This window comes from Micromonospora sp. NPDC005686, from assembly GCF_042871665.1.
Classification (GTDB): Bacteria; Actinomycetota; Actinomycetes; order Mycobacteriales; family Micromonosporaceae; genus Micromonospora.
Map to the genome: position 1 here is coordinate 247,435 of NZ_JBIAIY010000009.1, position 15,418 is coordinate 262,852.

Genomic DNA, 15,418 nt, shown 5'->3' on the forward strand with positions numbered 1-15,418 from the left:
GGTCACCGCCGCTTCGCGTTGGCGCGGTCCTGCAGGCCTTCGCCGAGCAGGCTGAAGCCCAGGACGCAGACGAACAGGGCCAGGCCGGGCGGGACCGAGGTCCACCACCGGCCGCCGACCACGTCCGCGGCGCCGAGGCTGATCATGGCGCCCCACTCCGCGTCGGGAATGCTCACGCCCAGGCCGAGGAAGGAGAGCCCGGCCAGGGTGAGCATGGCCCAGCCGCAGTTCAGCGGCGCGATCACCCGGACCGGGGTGAGGCTGTTGGGGAGCAGGTGCCGCCAGAGCACGCCGACCGGCGACGCCCCGGAGGTGATCGCGGCGTCCACGAACGGCAGTTCCCGCAGTGACCGCACCTCGGCGCGGACCAGCCGGGCGTACGCCGGCGCGTTCACCGCCGCGATCGTGATGATCAGGTTGATCGTGCCGTTGCCGAGCAGGGCGGCCACCGCCAGCGCGAGGATGAACGTGGGGAACGACTGGAAGATGTCGACCACCCGCATCAGCACGTCGTCGAGCCAGCCGCCGAAGTAGCCGGCGACCAGTCCGAGCAGCGTGCCGACGACCACCGCGAGCGCGACCGCGGCCAGGGCGATGCCCAGGTCCAGCCGGGCGGCGTAGAGCACCCGGCTCCAGATGTCCATGCCGTTGCCGTCGGTGCCGAGCAGGTGGCTTCCGCCCGGCGCGACGAGCGTGTTTGCCGCGTCGATCTCGGTCTCGCCCCACTGGCTCAGCAGTGGCGCGAACACCGCCGCCAGCGCGACCAACGACAGGATGCTCGCCCCGGCGATGATCATGCGACGGGCGAAGCGGCTGTCCCGGTCGCCGCCGGGCACGACCACCGGCGCGGCGGCGGGACCGTCGGTTCGCAGCTCGGCCATCAGAGCCTCACTCTCGGGTCGAGGATCGCGTGGACCACGTCGGCGATGAGGAACACCAGCACGTAGCACAACGCGATGACCAGCACCGACGCCTGCACCACCGGGTAGTCCCGGTAGAGCAGGCCGCGCAGGGCCCACTGGCCGAAGCCCTGCCACGAGTACACGTACTCAACGAGCACGGTGGAGCCGATCGCCGTACCGAAGACCAGCGCGGCCAGCGACGGCAGCCGGACCAGCGTCGCCCGCAGCAGGTAGCCGCGGTGCAGCGTCCGGTCGCGCAGCCCGTGGGCCTTCGCCGCCGTGTACGACTCGGAGTGCAGCACCTCCAGCGCGGAGGCCCGGACGCTGCGCAGCAGCGGGGCGACCACGCCGACCACGAGGGTCAGCACCGGCAGCACCAGGTACGCCGCGGCCGAGGCGATCGCCGGCCCGTTTGCGGTGAGGACGGCGTCGACGAGGTCGGCGCCGGTGAGCGGGGTCAGCCCGGTGTCCGGGTCCACCCGGCCGTTGGGCGCCGGGAACCAGCCGAGGATGCTGTAGCCGACGAGCACCAGGACCAGGCCGAGCCAGAACTCCGGGACGGAGTTGCCGACCAGCGCGAAGATCCGGACGCTGTGGTCGCCGGCCCGGTTGGCCCGCTTGGCCGACCAGATGCCCAGCACCGTCGCCACCACGAGCGCGATGCTCACCGAGATGACGACGAGTTCCAGGGTCGGACCCACCCGGAGCGCCATCTCCGAGCCCACTGAGCTGCCGCTCTGGATCGAGGTACCGAAGTCGCCGGTGAGCAGCCCACCGAGGTAGTCGAGGAACTGCTGCCACAGGGACTTGTCCAGCCCGAAGCGGGCCCGGGCCGCGGCGGCGTCCTCCTCGGTGGCGTTCTGCCCGAGGATGCTGCGGACCGGGTCGCCCGGCAGCACCCGGACCAGGAGGAAGGCCAGGACGACCACTCCGAGCAGAACGGGGATCAGCTGGAGTAGTCGCCTGACGACAAACCGGAGGATTCGCATGAAGGGGTGACGTTTCCTAGGCCGAAGCGCTCAGGTAGCGCAGGCGGGCGAGGCCGTCCATCGGCTGCACCCAGCCGGCGACGGATTCCCGGACGGGCAGGTTGAAGTTGGGCTGGCAGATGACCACCCACGGCACGTCGGCGGCGAGGATCTCCTGGACCCGCTTCCACAGCACGTTGCGGGCGCCCGCCTCGACGGTGGTGTGCGACTTCTCGTAGATCTGCTCGATCTCCGGGTTGCTGTAGTTCGAGTAGTTGAGGTTGGCGCCCTTGACGAAGCTCGTCGCCAGCATGTACTCGACGTCGTCCACCCAGAGCTGCCCGGAGGTGATCTGGAGCGGGATGTTCTTCTTGGTCCGCCGCTCACCGAGGGTCGCCGGGTCCAGCGGGGTCAGCTTGAGCCGGATACCGGCCTTGGCCGCCTCGCTCTGCACCTGGACGGCGATCTTCTGCTGCTCCTCGTTGTCGGCCTCGAAGACCAGCTCGGAGTCGAGCGACGCCCGGCCGGCGGCGGCCATCGCGGCCTTCGCCTTGTCCAGGTCGTAGGTGAACGGGTAGCCGCTCTCGTCGTATCCGGGCATGTCCAGCGGGACCGGGCTCTTGGCCGCGCGGGCGTCGCCGCCGTACACGTTGTTGATGATCTGCTCGTAGGGCACCGCGTAGGCGAGCGCCTTGCGCACGTTCACGTCGTTGAACGGCGCGGCGGTGACCGACATCTGGATGGCGACCTGGCGGTTGCTGGCCGCCGAGATGACCTTGATGCCCGGAGCCTTCTTCAGGTCCTGGATGTCGCGCTGGCTGACGCCCAGGGCGATGTCGATGTCACCGGCCTGGAGCTGGAGCCGCTGGTTGGAGGCGGCCGGCACCACCGAGATCCGGATGGTCGGCGTCTTGGCCGGGTCGGGTCCCGGGTAGCCGGTGTTCGCGCTGAGCTCGATCTCCTGGCCCTGGGTGGCCTTGGCGACGTTGAAGTAGCCGCCGGTCGGCGGGTTCTTCGCGAACCACTCCTTGGCCCAGGGGTCGCTGCCGCTGGCGTGCTTCTTGGCCTCGGCGGAGTCGAAGACGTACAGCGAGATCGCCTGGATCTGCCGGGTCAGGGCGCTCGGGAACGCCTGGTGGAACTCAACCGTGTAGTCGTCGACGACCTTGACCTGGTCCGCGCTGGTCAGGCCGATGGTGCGGTAGACGCCCGCCACGTTGGCCTGGGCGGCGAACGCGCGGTCCTTCGACCACTTCACGTCGGCGGCCTTCATCTCGTTGCCGCTGGCGAACTTCACGCCCCGGCGCAGCTTGAGGGTCCACACCTTCTGCTCGGCGTCCGGCTCGAACGACTCGGCGAACGTCGGGGTGATGTTCTGGGTGTCGAGGATCTGGCTGCCGCCGGCATTCGTGACGCCGTAGTCGATCAGGTACGGGAAGACGTTCTTGTAGAGCATCAGCGCGGTCAGGTCGAAACCGACGAAGTCCTGGTCCCAGCTCGACAGGTAGCTGGAGACGGCGATGCGCAGCGTCTTGGCGCCGGCGCCGCCGGACTTGCCGTCGCCTGACTTGCTGCCGCTGTCCGCGGCGCAGGCCCCGGTGGCGAACAGGAGCGCGACGCCGCCCCCCAACTGCAGGACGCCGCGGCGGGAGAGCGCGGGCGAGGAGGCGCCCGGACGGGGTGAACGAGCCATGAGAAGCCCTCCTAGAAGCACGAGGCGAACGGCCCGAGCTGCGGACCTACCTGGTGTTCTACCGGATTAGGCAGCAGTGAACAATAGGGTGAACAGATGTTCACGCCGGGGCCCGCTCAGCGGAAACACGAACGCTCTCGAACTGCGGGATGACCGCGATGTCCGCGTTCACAGAGGTTCACTGAAACGTTATGAACACGAACCGCGCGGAGGGCCGAAACGCCGATGACCCCGGGAGGGACACCCGGGGTCATCGGTCGCGCGGCGGTCCGCGCGGTCAGGCTCGGCCGGACTCCGCCGGCCCGCCGCGCGGGTCGGAGCCGGCCTCGTCGGTCAGAGTGGTCCGCGGTAGCCGATGTCGCGGGACACGGCACGGGCCGCCTCGACCACCGCGGCGCCGTGCCGCAGCGTCTGCTCGGCGAGCCGCTCCCGCGGACCGCACAGCGAGACCGCGCCCACCACATCGCCCGAGGCGTTGCGGATGGCCGCCGCGACGCTCGCCGAGCCGGCCTGCCGCTCGCCGAAGCTCACCGCGTATCCCCGCTCCCGGATGCCGGCGACGTCGTCACGCAACGCGTCGGCCGAGGTGAGCGTCCGCGGGGTGAGGCTGGCGTGCCGGTGCTGGGTGAGGAACTCCTCGATCGTCTCGTCGGGCAGCGCGGCCAGGATCGCCTTGGAGGACGACCCGGCGTGCAGCGGGTACATCCGGCCCAGGGCCACCGACATCCGCACCTCGTGCGGGGAGAGCACCTGGTCCACGTACACCCGCTGCCAGCCCTGCCGGATGGAGAGCGTGGCGGTCTCGCCGCTGAGCTCGACGAGCCGTTCGAGATAGGGGCGGGCGGTCTTCGGCACGTCCAGCGTCCGCAGCGCGGCCAGGCCGACAGTCAGCGCGCCCGGGCCGAGCTGGTACTGCTTGGTCCCCTCGTCGAACGCGAGGAACGCGTCCGTCACCAGCTCCTTGAGGATCCGGTGCGCGACCGCCTTGGGAATCCGGAGGTCACGTGCGATCGCCGACACGCCCAGCGCCTCGGGCGCCCGGGACGCCAGCAGATTGATGATCGCAAAGGTCCGGGCCAGCCCGGAGCGGGCCCGGCCGTCGTCCCCCTCCGACTGCTCCGCGCCCGGCTCCGGTCGCCGGCCGGGCCGGGACTGAACGATGATCTCCGCGCCAGCCGGACCGGTATCCACTGGGGCCATGTCGAAGGCTCCTTACAGAACAGTTGGCGTCTATGGTGCCGGAGAATGCCGCGGACACGTTAATCGCCGAGCCGGACCGCCCGCATCAGAGCCTCGACGTCCGTCGCGGGCAGCCCGGCCGCACCCTCGACCAGCCGCTCCACAGAGGCCTCCGGCCACCGGCCGGCCAGCAGCCGCCGTACCTTGCCCGCGACCCGGTCGAACCCGAGCGGATTGCCCGCGTGCCCGCTCGCAGCGAGCACCTCGGCGGTCGCCTGCCGGCCGTCCCGGGCCACCAACTGGATCCGGGCGCCGAGATGCCGGGGCGGCAACCGGTCGAGCCGGTCGTCGACAACCAGCCGGGTCACCGACTGCAGGCGCGCGAGTTCCGGGTCCGCGATGCGGCCGGAGTCCAGATGGGACAGATCGAAGCCGCCGTCGCGGACTCCGCAGGCGACCACGTACGGGGTGCTCATGCTCGCGGCCAGCGCCGTCGACGGGTGGGACCGGCCCAGCACGTCGACCATCTCGCGGAAACCCCAGCCGTTGATCTCCACGATCTCGGCGGCGTCGCAGCCGAGTTCGGTACGGGCCGCCACCGCCGCCTCCAGCGCGGCGTGCGTCGCGCCGGAGGAGGGGTACAGCTTCTGGCCCGCCCGCATCAGCATCGGCTCGCCGCCCAGCCCATCGGTGAGGCTGTCGAGGTCGACCTGGTCGGAGGCGGCGGCCAGGTAGCCCCGGTCGGCCGCCAGTGGCTCGTCGGTGGCGCGCAGGCCGGCCCGCGCGGCGAGCCCGGCGAGCAGGCCCTCCCGGGACGCCTGCCCGGACAGGGCGTACCAGGCGTCGGAGAAGTACGCGGCGCCGACCACGCCCGCCGCCGCGTTGACGGCCAGGCCGATCGCCGCCTGGTAGACCTCGGCCCGCTGCTCGCCGCCCACCTTCAGGCTCGCCACGGCGGCGGCCGCCGCGTTGCACCCGCCCCGCGGGTGCCAGCCCCGGTCGAACGCCGAGCGGCCGAGAGCGGTGCCGATCCGCATGGTGACCTCGTATCCGACCACCGCCGCCTCGATCAGCGCCGGGCCGGAGGCGCGCACCTCCTCGCCGCGCGCAAGCAGCGCCGGGAACGTGCCGACGCCCGGGTGCCCGAGCGAGCCGTGCCAGACGTCGTCGAGGTTGGGGCCGGACGAGCCCGCGACGCCGTTGAGGAACGCCGCCCGGTCCGGCGCCACGCGCAGGGCGGTGCCGACGACGGTGCTCAGGCCCGGCTCCCCGCCGCCCATGCGCAGTTCGGTGGAGACCCAGCGCCGGTGGTGGTCGCGGGTGCTGCCGAGCACCGCGACGCCGAGGTGGTCGAGCAGCAGCCCGCGTACCCGCGCGACCACGTCGGCGGAGAGATCGTCGTACCGCAGGTCGGCGGCCCAGCGTGCGAGCGCGGCGGTCGGGTTCATCTCAGCCCTGCTTCCAGCGGGTCGCCCAGCGCTCCAACACGATGATCAGTTGGGAGAGGACGACCGAGACGCACGCCACGAGCGCGACGCCGGCCAGCACGCCGGTGGTGTTGAAGAACGCGGCGGCGTTGGCGATGACGTAGCCCACGCCCTGGTTGGACGAGATCAGCTCACCGACGACGGCACCGATCACGGCCTGCGGCACGGCGATGCGCAGACCGGTCATCACCCACACCGCGGCCGACGGCATGACGACCCGGCGGTAGATGGTCAGCCGGTTCGCCCCCATGATCCGCAGCGAGTCGATGAACAGCGGATCGACGTCACGCGCGCCGGTGAACGTGTTGTAGAAGACCAGGAAGAACGAGATCAGCCCGACCAGGACGATCTTCGAGCCGAACCCGATGCCGAACCAGAGCACGAACAGCGGGGCCAGGGCGAGCTTCGGCATGCTGTAGACGACCGTGACGAACGGGTTGAGCACCGCCGCGGTGGTCGGCAGCCGGCCCAGGGTGAAGCCAACCAGCACGCCGGCCACGCTGCCGACCGCCAGCCCGACGCCGAACTCCTGCAACGTGATCAGCAGGTGCGGCCAGATCGACCCGGTACGGAACCACTCCAGCAACTGCTGCCCGATCGCGCTGGGCGAACTGGTGAAGAACGGGTCGAACACCCGGCCGGACATCCACTGCCAGGAGCCGAGCCAGACGATCACCACGGCGAGCTGGCCGAGCGCGATCTTGATCTTCGGGTTGAGCTTGCGGGGCGGCTGGGCGGCGGCCGGCCCGGCGGCCGGCGCGGTGACCGCGCCGCGGCTGACCGTCTCGGTGTCACTCATGGCTTCGCCATCTCCTTCTCGCCGGCGTGGATCTCCCGCCCGAGGTTGTGCCAGACCCGGCGGCGTACCTCCTGGTACTCCGCGGTGAACTGAAGCTGCTCCAGATCCCGCGGGCGGGGCAGGCCGACCTCGATCACGTCGACGATGCGGGCCGGGCGGGCGCTCATCACCACGACCCGGTCGGCCAGCGTGATCGCCTCGTCCATGTCGTGGGTCACGAACAGCACCGCCGCGCCGAGCTTCTCCATCAGCGAGAGCAACTCGGCCTGCATGCGCAGGCGCAGGATCGCGTCGAGCGCGCCGAACGGCTCGTCGAGCAGGAGCGTCTCCGGCTCGTACACCAGCGCCTGGGCCAGGCCCACCCGCTTGCGCATGCCGCCGGACAGACCCGCCGGGTACGTGTTCTCGAACCCCTTGAGGCCCACCATCTCGATGTAGGTGGCGACCTTCTCGCGGCGCTCCCGTCCCGGCACCCGGCGGATCTGGAGCGGCAGCTCGATGTTCTCGGCGACCGTACGCCAGGGCAGGATCGAGTCCCGCTGGGTCATGTAGCCGATGCTGGTGTTCGGGCCGTCGATCGTCGCCCCGCGGTAGGTCAGCGACCCACTGGTCGGCGTGATCAGCCCGGAGACCATGTTGAGCAGCGTCGACTTGCCGCAGCCGGAGGGGCCCAGCAGCGCGACGAACTCACCCTCCCAGAGGTTGAAGTCCACGCGGGAAAGGGCGTTCACCGGGCCGCGGCGTCCGTGGTAGGTCATGGAGACGCCCTCCGCCGACACGACGGCGTTGCGGGCGGTCCCCGTTTTCTCGGTAGGCATCCGACTTCTCCCGTATCCGCTGTCAGGCCGGCTGGAGCATCGAGCGGTCGACCTCGGCCAGACTCGATCGCCCGAGCAGGGCCATCGACTTGACCATCTCCGCCGCGACCATCTCTAGGGCCCGCCGTACGCCGTCGCGACCGCCGGCACACAGCCCCATCGCCGCGAGCCGGCCCACCACCACCAGGTCGGCACCGAGGGCGATCGCCTTCAGCACGTCGGTGCCGCGCCGGATGCCGCCGTCGACGGCGACGCTGATCCGGCCGCCCACCGCGTCCACCACCTCGGGTAGCTGCCGGAGCGTGGCCGGGGTGCAGTCGAGCTGCCGTCCGCCGTGGTTGCTGACGATCACGCCGGCCGCGCCCATGTCGGCGGAGAGCACCGCGTCCTCGCCGGTCATCACGCCCTTGATCACCACTGGCAGCGAGGTCTCGCTGAGCGCCTCGGCCAGGTAGTCGAACGTCCACACCGGCTGACTCATGGCGCGGAACTCGCCGAACATCTCCTCGGCGTGCCCCGTCTCGCCCTGGTAGTTGCCGCGCATGACGTCCTCGTAGACGAACTGGTTGGCGAGGTTGCGATCGCGGTAACCGGCGGTCGGGCAGTCGGCGGTGATCACCAGACCGCGGTATCCGGCCGACTCGGCACGGCGGACCAGCCGCCGGAAGTTGACCAGGTTGCCGACCGGGTGGAGCTGGAACATCAGCGCCGACTCGGGCGCCACCTCGCGGATCTTCTCCAGCGGGTGGGTGGAGACGTGCGGCGCCAGGGCCAGCGCGCCGACGTCCTGCGCCGCGCCGGCCACGGCGAGCTGGCCGTCCGGGTGGAACAGCCCGTCCGCGCCGAAGGGCGCGGTGGCCACCGGCATCTTCAGCGGCCAGCCCAGGTACGTCGTCTCCAGCGACGGCGGCTTGCTGCCGGTGAGGATCCGCGGCCGGAAGGTCCACCGGTCGAACTCGTCGAGGTTGGCGGCGACGCTGCGCTCGGCGCCCGCGCCGCCCTCCAGGAAGTCCCACACGGCCTGCCGTGCCCCGTTGCGGGCGGCGGCCTTGAGGTCTCCGAAGTTCTTGATGTGGGTGGAGCTCACGCCTGGTACCGAAGTCGTAGTCATGATCGTCTTCCCAACGTCGAGGAGCCGGCCTGGCCGGCGATGGGCGGGCAGCTCAGTAGGACGTGCCGACCTTGTCGAACGCCTGCTTGGCGATGGTGGCGTTCCAGGTGTCGTCGAAGCCGATCTTCTTGGCCGCGGCCGCCTCGCTGACGCTGCCGTTGATCTCGAAGGCGGTGACCACGAATTCCTTGGCCTGCTCGTACTGCTCCGGGGTCGGGACGATGCTCTTGCCGTAGATCGGGTAGTTCGACTCGAACGCCGTCTTGAAGACCTCGGGCTTGATGTCGGTGAAGATGCCGCCGAGCAGGTCGCGGAACTCGTCCTTCTCCGCCTGGATGAAGTTGAGCGACCGCTGGATCGCCCGGCAGTACGACGCGATCGCCTCGGGGTTCTTCTCCAGGAAGTCCTTCTTGCAGGAGGCCATGATGTAGGGGAAGCCCACCAGCGGCTGGACCGGGTCCTTGGACATGTCGTAGAGGTACTTCATGCCGAGGTCGGAGATCGCCTGGTCGGAGATCGGCGACGAGATCGCCATGCCGTCGATCTGCTTGTTCTTCACCGCCGCGAGCATCGCCGAGCCGCCGCCCTGGATCGGCACGATCTGCAGGTCCTTGTTCGGGTCGAGCTTGCCCAGGTTGCTGGAGACGTAGCGGATCAGCAGGTCCGGGGTGCCGGCGACACCGGTGGAGGCCAGCTTCATGCCGCGCATGGCCGCGCCCCGCTGCTCGGGCGTGCTCGAGTCGGACAGTCCGGCCTTCTCGAACGACTCGGCGCTGACCACGATGTTCGTGGCCAGGGTGGTCACCATGCCGCAGAAGCTGATCAGCGGCTGGCCCACCGCCGTGGACTTCATGGTGTCCATCGGCGAGCCGACGACGAACTCGGCGTCACCGGCGAGCACGATGTTCGCCACCACGCCCTGGCCGGCGACCTTGCCGCTCTGCTGCAGCCCTTCCTCGGCGAAGTAGCCCTTCTTCTCGGCGACGAGGAACGGCGCCCAGATGTAGGAGGTCGCGGTCGATCGGATGGTGGTGTACGGGCCGCCGGAGTTGCCGCCGCCGGAGGCGGCCGGGGCACCGTCGGGGCGGGAACACGCGGCCAGCAGACCGCCGGCGCCGGCCAGGGCGCCGAGCCGGAGCAGGTTGCGACGGGACAGTGAAGACATGGTTACTCCCGGGGGGGAACGAGTAAGTGAGACGAGGTGGCGCGCGCTCAGTGCCGGCCGAGGGCCCCGAACGCCGCAGGCGAGTCGCCGAGACCGGCCGCCCGGAAGGCGGCCCAGATGCTGGCCTGGTTGGCCGTGACCACGGGGATGGAAAGGTCGCTCTCCAGCTCGGCGACCACGCCGAGGGTGGAGAGGTTCGTGCAACTGATGAACAGCGCCTCGGCGTCCGGGTGGGCGGCGGCACGAGCGAGTCGGTAGACGACCTCCTCGGACTGCTGCGCGATGGCCGAGACCGGTGTGCGGGCGAGCGGGAAGTGCGTGACGCGCTCCCGCAGGCCGAGACCGACCAGGTTGACCACGTCGAGCCCGTGTGCGGTGAAGAACTCGCGCAGTCGCTGGTTGATGGTGTCGTCGTAGGGGGTGGCGACGGCGATCCGGGTGACGCCCAGCGCGCGGAGCGCCTGCACGCCGGCCCCCGACGTGGACAGCGCCGGGCAGCCCGCGCGCTCGGCGATCCGCCCGACCAGGTCGGTCTCGTACTCGTGGCCGCCGACGAAGCTGCCGGATGTGCAGCCGAAGACCACGACGTCGGCGTCGAGTTCGGACAACTGCTCCGCGGCGCGCAGGGCGTCGTCGGCCATGGTGACCAGACCGGCCGGGTCGAGCCGGGGGATCACCATCCGGGCCGCGTGTGCGGACGCGCCGCAGGGCAGTACGGAGTAGATCTCCGGCTCCATCGTCATGTTGACGTGCGGGACGATCAAGCCGATTCGGGCTCGCCAGCCGTGCATCGTTCGTCACCTCCTGGCGGCCCGGTGCCGGGACATAGGTTTAGTGGTGAAGCGGATTCGTTCGTCTGAGTGGAACGCCGGTCCGCTGTGTATGCCGGGACGCTAATGGCTGCTCCCGAGCCCCGTCAAGGGTGGAAAAGCAGCCGAAACAAAACTCAGCGCCAGCGGCCGACCAGGTCGTTGACCAGGCACGACGACGAGGCCGCCGGCCGACCGAGGCGATGCAGGGCGCGATACGCCGCCGCCACCGACGAGGAGAGCACCGGTACGCCGAGTTCGTCGCCGATCGCCGCGATGGCCTCGACCGTGGGCATGCCGGTGCCGCTGAGCAGCACCACCGTGTCGGGGTCGGGCCGCAGCTCACGCAGCAGGGCGGTGACCTCGGCGGGAGTGATCGCGTAGATCCCGTTCGGCGCCGGCGCCTTCTCCACGCCGGCCACGGTGAGCCCGGCGGAGGTCCAGTACGCGACCGCCAGGTCGGTGAGCCAGTCCGGGTACGGCGAGACGACCAGCACCCGCGTGCGGCCGAGTTCGGCGAGCGTCTCCAGGATCGCCCGGGCGGCGGTCAGCCCCTGTCCGGCGCCCGCCGCGTCGATCGCCTCGTGCAGCCGCGCGTCGCCATCCGTTCCCACCAGGTAGGAAGAACCGGTGCACGCGAAGTAGGCGACCTCGGGCCGGGCCGGGAGCAGCGTGCCCGCGGTCGAGGTGAGCGCGTCGTTGTAACCGAGCAGCCGCTCCTTCAACGTGCCCGGGATCTGCGGCAGCGGCGCGATCCGGACATCGACCGCACCGGGCAGCAGCGCGCGCAGCTCGGTCGCCACCGTGGGGTTCTCCGGCGGCACCAGCGCCGCGATCCCGCCACTGCCGTTCCCGCCCGCCGCGTCGATCCGATTCGGCTCGTCGCCCATGACAGCCACCGCCTTCCAGTTCGCTGATCATTCCGAGACTTGACCCGGACCGTTGACAGGCCGGGCAGTGGCACGACAGTATCCACCTTGTTCCGCCTGGGAAACCACCGTTCGTTTGACAGGAACGATCCTTATCTCGGATGGGCACCCAGGAACCCCGAGGCAAAGGTGTGCAGACTGACATGTGGAATCGCCCTGACGTCGACTTCATCTCGACCCAAGACCTGCCCTGGGCCCCGGTTCCGGGCGGTCAGTTCGGCTCCGGCCACGGCGGCGGCCTGCGCAAGACCTTCTCGGTCGACGAGGAGGACGGCGCCCGCACCGAGCTGCTCGCCTTCACCAACCGGCAGCGGGGCGTGCTGAGCGCCCAGGCCGACATCTTCGTGATCGCCGGCCGGGGCACCGTCAATGATGAGCCGTACGCCCCGGGCACCTACCTGCACGCCCAGGCGATGACCGAGCTCGACTGGGTGCCCGGCGTCGGCGAGACGGTGCTGTACTTCGGCCCGCACAGCACGCCGGACTTCGCCGCCGGCCCGGGTTCGGGAACGCTCACCGTGCTGCACGAGACCCGCGACGAGTGGGTGTCGATGGGCTGGCGCGGCGACGAGGCGCAGCCGGCCGACGTGCGGATCCGGTGGCTGCGCCGCGACGAGGCCGGCATCGTCTTCCTGGTCGGGATGCTGCCCGGATACACGGCGATCAACGAGGAGAAGCACCCGGTCTACGAGGAGTCCTTCAAGATCGCCGGAGACCTGATGCTGGGACGCCGCGGCGTGGTCAAGCCCGGCGGCTACTTCTTCCGCAGCCCGCAGACCTGGCACGGCCCGCTCTACAGCCGCACCGGCAACCTCTCCCTGATCCGCAAGAACGACTTCGGCAGCACCGACTACCGCGACCCGCTGCCGGGTCACGACCTGGGCAACCTCATCCCCGCCTTCTACGACCGCGACGCCTCGTTGACGCCGAGCCTCGGGCCGTCGCAGCGATGAGCGAGCCCGATCAGCTCGCCGCGATCCGGGCCGAGCGCGGCTACCTGCTGTCGTACCACGAGGTGTACGCCCGCACGGAGCCCGGCTTCCTGGAGGCGTACACCCGGCTCTACCGCCGGTTCACCCTCGACGAGCGGCACCTGTCGGCCCGCGAGCGGGAGCTGATCTGGGTCGGTCTCCTCGTCGCCGACGAGGAGGCGGTGGGCACGCTGCACGTCGAGCGCGGGTACGCCGCGGGGCTGACCACCGACGAGATGGCGCAGGCGACGGCGGTGGCCGGGGCCGCGGCCGCGTGGCGGCCGATCTTCTTCGCCGCGCGGGCCTGGGCCGCCACGCTGCCGATGGACGGTTTCGCCCGATACCACGCTCTGCTCGCCGCCGCCGCGCCGGACCTGTCCGCCCGCGAGACCGACCTGATCGCGGTGGTGGTGCACTCGGTGCACCAGCAGGAGGAGGCTTTCCTGCACCACCTCGACCGGCTGTACGCCGCCGGCGTGCGGGAGCCGGACATCGCCGAGGCGATCAGCTACCTGCTGCTGCCACGCGGCGCCAACGCGCTGCTCTGGGCCACCGACCAGTGGCTGGGCGCGGTGGAGTCCGGCCGCGTCACCCCCACCGGCGAGCTGGCCGGCGTCAACACCCGGACCCGCCGGTCATGACCTCGCTGGTGGTCGGCGGACGGGGGGCGATCGGCGCCGCCGTGGTCGACGCCCTGCGCCGCGACGGGGAGACGGTCCACGTGCTGGACCGGGCCGACGGTGTGGACGCCGCCGACCCGCGCCAGGTTCGCCAGTTCCTGGACGCGCTCCCCGAGGTGCCGACCCGGGTGGCGCACCTGGCCGGGTCGGTGGGACACGGCGGGCTGCTCGACGTCTCACCCGAGCAGTGGCGGCAGGTGCTGGACGACAGCCTGACCAGCGCCTACGTCGTGGTCCGGGCGGTGTTGCCGGCCATGCTCGCGGCCGGTGGCGGCGCGATCGTGCTGATGAGCTCGGTGAACGGCCGGCACGGCGGGAACGCGTTGTCCGGGCCGGCCTACGCGGCGGCGAAGGCCGGCGTGCTGGCGCTGACCCGCAACATCGCCAAGGAGTTCGGCGGCCGGGGCGTACGGGCCAACGCGGTGGCGCCCGGACCGGTCCGGTCGGTGATGACCGAGCGCCTGTCCGCCCGGGAGCTGTCGGAGCTGGTCGACCAGGTGCCGCTGCGCCGGCCCGCCGAGCCGGCGGAGGTCGCCGACACGATCGCGTTCCTGCTCGGTGAACGCGCGAGCTACGTCAACGGCGCCACGGTCGACGTCAACGGCGGGATGTGGACGGGATGACCGGGACCGTACGAGTAAGGAGGGACCAGCGGTGACTGAACGGGAGACCCGGGCGGACGGGCACGGCCCGCTGCACGGCATCCGGGTGCTGGATGTCTCGACCATTCTGGCCGGGCCGCTCTGCTGCCAACTGCTCGGCGACTACGGCGCCGACGTCGTCAAGATCGAGCACCCCGTCGCCGGGGACAGCATGCGCGGCCACGGCGAGGCGAAGGACGGCGTGCCGCTGTGGTGGAAGGAGATCTCGCGCAACAAGCGGACGGTCGGGCTCAGCCTCTCCGACCCGGACGGCGCCGACCTCTTCCTCCGGCTCGCCGCCACCGCCGACGTCGTGGTGGAGAACTTCCGCCCTGGCACGCTGGAGCGGTGGGGCGTCGGGCCGGACCGGTTGCACGAGGTCAACCCCGGGCTGGTGATCGTCCGGATCACCGGCTTCGGCCAGACCGGTCCCTACGCCGCCCGCCCCGGCTTCGGCACGCTGGCCGAGGCGATGAGCGGCTTCGCCCACCTGACCGGCGAGGCGGACGGCCCGCCGACGCTGCCCGCGTTCGGCCTGGCCGACAGCATCTGCGGCATCGCCGCGTCCTCGGCCACGGTGATGGCCCTCTACGCCCGCGACGCCCGGGGCGGCCGTGGCCAGGTCGTCGACATGAGCCTGCTGGAACCCATCATGGCTGCCGTCGGCCCCGGGCCGATCGCTTACGACCAGCTCGGCGTCGTCGGGCAGCGGCACGGCAACCGGTCCACGAACAACGCCCCGCGCAACACCTACCGCACCCGGGACGGGCGCTGGGTCGCCGTGTCCACCAGCGCGCAGGCGATCGCCGAGCGGGTCCTGCGCCTGGTCGGTCACCCCGAGGTCATCGACGAGCCGTGGTTCCGCTCCGGCCGGGAGCGGGCCGCGCACGCCGACCTCCTCGACGCGTACGTGGGCGGATGGATCGCCGAACGTACCCGCGACGAGGTGCTGCGGGAGTTCAGCGCGGCCGGCGCGGCCGTCGGCCCCGTCTACGACGCGCGGGACCTGATGGAGGACGAGCACGTCCGTGCCACCGAGATGATCACCACGGTGCAGGACGACGACCTCGGCCCGATGCGCATGCACAACGTGATGTGGCGGATGTCGGACACGCCGGGCCGGATCCGGTTCACCGGGCGTGCCCTGGGCGCCGACACCGACGAGCTGCTCGGCACCGAGCTGGGATGCACACCCGAGGTCCTGGCCGAGCTGCGCGCGCGCAAGGTCGTCGCCTGACCGCCCTCCGTGGTCGGTCGACCGATTCC

At 71.1% G+C, this 15,418-nt stretch carries 15 protein-coding genes; 4 read left to right on the top strand and 11 right to left on the bottom strand.

Going from position 1 to position 15,418, the window contains the following annotated elements:
• Positions 1-2 precede the first annotated feature (2 nt).
• From ACFYON_RS21630 to ACFYON_RS21680, 11 genes are all read right to left on the bottom strand, one after another.
• Entirely contained in the window at positions 3-881 is an 879-nt protein-coding gene (locus tag ACFYON_RS21630) for an ABC transporter permease (RefSeq protein ID WP_354874076.1), read from the bottom strand.
• On the bottom strand, positions 881-1,891 hold the full coding sequence (locus ACFYON_RS21635; protein ID WP_354874074.1) for an ABC transporter permease: 1,011 nt from the start codon (positions 1,889-1,891) through the stop codon (positions 881-883). Before ACFYON_RS21635 ends, ACFYON_RS21630 begins: the two co-directional genes overlap by 1 nt.
• Before the next feature lie 16 nt (positions 1,892-1,907).
• Positions 1,908-3,563 carry an ABC transporter substrate-binding protein gene (locus ACFYON_RS21640; protein WP_387321007.1) on the bottom strand — a complete coding sequence of 552 codons (1,656 nt, stop codon included), beginning with the start codon at positions 3,561-3,563 and terminating at the stop codon, positions 1,908-1,910.
• 333 nt (positions 3,564-3,896) lie between these two features.
• Entirely contained in the window at positions 3,897-4,763 is an 867-nt protein-coding gene (locus ACFYON_RS21645; protein WP_355094600.1) for an IclR family transcriptional regulator, read from the bottom strand.
• Positions 4,764-4,822: 59 nt separating this feature from the next.
• Positions 4,823-6,190, bottom strand: a complete 1,368-nt coding sequence (locus tag ACFYON_RS21650; RefSeq protein ID WP_355094598.1) for an MmgE/PrpD family protein — start codon at positions 6,188-6,190, stop codon at positions 4,823-4,825.
• A 1-nt stretch (position 6,191) separates the two neighbouring features.
• Entirely contained in the window at positions 6,192-7,028 is an 837-nt protein-coding gene (locus ACFYON_RS21655) for an ABC transporter permease (RefSeq protein WP_354874066.1), read from the bottom strand.
• Positions 7,025-7,846, bottom strand: coding sequence for an ABC transporter ATP-binding protein (locus ACFYON_RS21660; protein ID WP_357707005.1), 822 nt, complete (start codon positions 7,844-7,846; stop codon positions 7,025-7,027). Before ACFYON_RS21660 ends, ACFYON_RS21655 begins: the two co-directional genes overlap by 4 nt.
• A 22-nt stretch (positions 7,847-7,868) precedes the next feature.
• A complete protein-coding gene (locus ACFYON_RS21665) occupies positions 7,869-8,933 on the bottom strand; it encodes an alpha-hydroxy acid oxidase (protein WP_354874062.1) in 1,065 nt (354 codons plus the stop codon).
• A gap of 76 nt (positions 8,934-9,009) precedes the next feature.
• A complete protein-coding gene (locus tag ACFYON_RS21670) occupies positions 9,010-10,122 on the bottom strand; it encodes an ABC transporter substrate-binding protein (protein WP_357471726.1) in 1,113 nt (370 codons plus the stop codon).
• Positions 10,123-10,169: 47 nt separating this feature from the next.
• Positions 10,170-10,913 carry an aspartate/glutamate racemase family protein gene (locus ACFYON_RS21675; RefSeq protein WP_357707008.1) on the bottom strand — a complete coding sequence of 248 codons (744 nt, stop codon included), beginning with the start codon at positions 10,911-10,913 and terminating at the stop codon, positions 10,170-10,172.
• A 155-nt stretch (positions 10,914-11,068) separates the two neighbouring features.
• Complete coding sequence (locus ACFYON_RS21680; protein WP_357707010.1) at positions 11,069-11,821, bottom strand: hypothetical protein; 753 nt, start codon at positions 11,819-11,821, stop codon at positions 11,069-11,071.
• Positions 11,822-12,003: 182 nt separating this feature from the next.
• Here ACFYON_RS21680 and ACFYON_RS21685 point away from each other — a divergent pair, with 182 nt between their 5' ends.
• From ACFYON_RS21685 to ACFYON_RS21700, 4 genes are read left to right on the top strand one after another with little or no spacing between them, the layout of a single operon-like run.
• Entirely contained in the window at positions 12,004-12,813 is an 810-nt protein-coding gene (locus ACFYON_RS21685; protein WP_355094596.1) for a hypothetical protein, read from the top strand.
• Entirely contained in the window at positions 12,810-13,472 is a 663-nt protein-coding gene (locus tag ACFYON_RS21690) for a carboxymuconolactone decarboxylase family protein (protein ID WP_355094594.1), read from the top strand. Before ACFYON_RS21685 ends, ACFYON_RS21690 begins: the two co-directional genes overlap by 4 nt.
• The gene (locus tag ACFYON_RS21695; protein ID WP_355094592.1) at positions 13,469-14,134 is read left to right on the top strand and encodes an SDR family NAD(P)-dependent oxidoreductase; all 666 of its coding nucleotides are present in this window, start codon (positions 13,469-13,471) and stop codon (positions 14,132-14,134) included. Before ACFYON_RS21690 ends, ACFYON_RS21695 begins: the two co-directional genes overlap by 4 nt.
• 31 nt (positions 14,135-14,165) lie before the next feature.
• Complete coding sequence (locus ACFYON_RS21700; protein WP_355094590.1) at positions 14,166-15,389, top strand: CoA transferase; 1,224 nt, start codon at positions 14,166-14,168, stop codon at positions 15,387-15,389.
• The last annotated feature ends 29 nt before the right edge of the window (positions 15,390-15,418 follow it).